This is a genomic window from Streptomyces humicola (assembly GCF_024436035.1).
GTDB classification, from domain to species: domain Bacteria; phylum Actinomycetota; class Actinomycetes; order Streptomycetales; family Streptomycetaceae; genus Streptantibioticus_B; species Streptantibioticus_B humicola.
Window position 1 is genome coordinate 1 of record NZ_JANFNG010000066.1, and the last position, 2787, is coordinate 2787.

The 2787-nt window shown below is 68.1% G+C and carries 1 protein-coding gene; it reads left to right on the top strand.

The features are described from left to right. Positions 1–987: 987 nt before the first annotated feature. On the top strand, positions 988–2787 hold a 1800-nt coding region (locus NGB36_RS32940; protein WP_255924333.1), incomplete at its 3' end, for an HAD family hydrolase.

The following is a 2787-nucleotide window of genomic DNA, read 5'->3' on the forward strand; positions in this document are numbered from 1 at the left end:
GGGCCGCAGCCAGCCCCGACGCCGTCGCATGACTGTCAGAACGTCGAAAGTCGAGGGACTCGAACCTGCGGCCGATCACTCGCATCCCGATCTGAGGATCAGCGGCCGTGACCTGCGGATTCTCCTTGGCACCAGTGTTATTTGCGCGGCCTGCCCGTTTGGCGGTCCCCAGGGGCACACAAAACGGGAGAGGAGTCGACTGGCAAAACATGCGGCTGACCTGCGGCGATCCCCGGGTGAGACCGACCACAGGTTGGTGCCCCCGGCAGGAGCCAGAAAACATGGGCTGGTCGTGCGCCGGGCGCTGACCTGCGGATTCGTGCCTGGTTGAGCGTGGAGGGTCGGGCACGGCTGGTGCCGGTTGTTCCGGGCGGTTGATTTCGCTGCATGAGATCGGACTGTGTGAGCTGGTGCTTCCCGATCACCGGGCCGGCCGGAGGGCGATCGCCGGTATTACAAAGAGGAGAAGCTATCTTGCTGGCCCGTTCCAGAATCGAGTGCAACTTCTGTCACGCTGATTAAGAGTCAGCTCGTCGGCCGACCGGACGATACCATCGCCAGCCCCGAGGGGCCATGTTCGTCCAGTACCTACAGGTGAAGGCTATTGCCGACGGCCGGACGGGCTCGGTAGCGGGCGGCTTGCTCGGGGTTCCTACCCCGTGCCGCCCCGACCGGTACCGCCGCTCCCGCCAGGGCCAACCGGGCGCTCCCACCAGGTTGTCGGACTGGGGCGGTGACGGCGGAGGGATCCGGATGTTAGCCACTCGAACGAGCGACTCGGTGGTTACGGGGGTTGGGCTCGGGGTTGTGGTGCTCCTACCTTCGGTCTTCGTGGCTGTCGAGTATCTGAGTCATGGTCTGCCGTTGGATGAGTACGTCCTGACGAAGGCTGACGAGCGTCGTCAGCGTGAGTCCGAGGCGCGCTGGGAGTGGGCCAGGGAGCAGGCGGCGAAGGCGCCGCGATGGTCGAAGGAGCAGTGGGAGGATATGAACGCGCTGCTGAGCGCGGGAAGTGACGTTCCGCGTGAGGTGATGCTTTGGCGTGTGCGGCTCTACTGCGGCCATCTCGCGGAAGTCACCCGGAATGTCGGGGCTCAATGGCCCACTGGGTATGAGGAGCGGTGTCCCGAGTGTGGATTCGACCGCGCGACGATAGTCGCCTACGAGCCGGTCGGCCGGGAGGTGCAGCCGCCGCGTAGTACGCGGACCCGTCGGCTGAGTCAGGAACGTGGGCGGCGCGCTGTGATCGCGGTCGACGATCCGGTTCTTCCCGCTGCTTCCCCGACCGCGAGGCAGACGGCCGCAGGCCGGCGCGGGCGGGATGAGGCGCCGGTTGGCAGGGACGGCACGCTCGTGGAGCGCCCGGCTGCGCTCTCCGGCACGCGGCGTCGGCGGGGCGAGGCTGCGCAGGGTGGGGTGCTGCCGGAGGCTTGGCGAGTGCTGGCCATGAGGGATGACCTCCCGGAGGCCGCCCAGGCGAGCATCGCAGAAATGCTGGTGGCCCACGGTACGCCGCCGCAGCGGGCGGCCTTCTGCGCCCGGGAGGATGTGGCTGATCCGGCACGTACGGGCATACTGCGCGCTGTCGACGCGTCGGAGGCCACACGGCTTGTGCGCTGCGTGCCACGGTTGAACGCCGAGTTGGTGCTGACGGTATTTCAGGCCCGCGGTGCCAGCGTGGATTTGCTGTTGGCCTGCGCTGCCCGCTTTGAGTCGGATGACCTCGCTGTGCGAATCGCTGGCGAACTGCGGGCGGCGGGGGCCATCGAGGCTGCGCGGCGCTGGCCGCGCAGTCGACCGTTGCCCCCGCAGGTGCACAGCGCCCTGATCGACGCAATAATCAACGATGTGCCGCCGCGTACCGGTTGCAATGGGCCGGACAAGGAGGAGAACGACCGCAACTTGAAGGCCCAGATGGCAGCGGAAGGCGAATGGGAAGCCCAGCTGTGGGAGTTGATCGAGCATGTCCCGCAGTGGTGGGGGGACCTGGCGGCTCGGGACGGCCGGGCCGGGCGGCATGTTCAATTGGAGCGGATGCGGGCGCTGGATCATCTCAGTCCGAGGGATGCGGCGAAGGCTTGGGGTGTGCCGCCGCAGGGGCTGAGGAACGCGGCGGAGCAGATTAGTCAGATCCGGTCGGGCAGTCATCGGTCCCTGGCCAAGAACCGCCCGGGCTGCCCGGAGCCGGTGACCTCGTTCTACGGCTTCCCGTGCAAGTACCCGGTGGAGGAGGGGATGGACGTCTGCGCGATGCACCGGCGGGCCAAGGCGCATCCGGATACGGACAGCACCTCATATGCCCTCGCTGCGGTTCAGATGCACGAGGGCTGGGAGGATCTCCGCGCGCGGATCTGGAACTTGGACAAGCGGGCTCTGCAGAGCGAGCGACTGCGCTTGTTCCGAGCACTCGAGACGCGGGCCACGCTGAGCGAGGAGGACTACCGCCTGGCGGCGCTGCTCATGCCCTCCGACGATCCGGCGACGCAGGAGCGTCGCGCGCTCGGCCTGCCGGGCCCGGACGACGGAATCGGCGACGGCGCCCGGCTGCGCGGCCTCGGTGTGTTGCTGGCGGCGGCGGAGTCGGCCGCGCTCGGCCTCAACGGGGGGCTCCCGGGACAGGCTGGGGCGACCGGCACGCCGGCGGAGAAGAAGAAGTCGGGGCCGATGCTCTACTCCGTCACCGAAGCAGCCGAGCGACTCGGCGTCGGAGCCTCGTGGCTGCGCACCGAGTCTGATCAACTCGCCGTCAGATTCGCGGTGTTGTTTCCGCACCTGGACGAGCGTCAG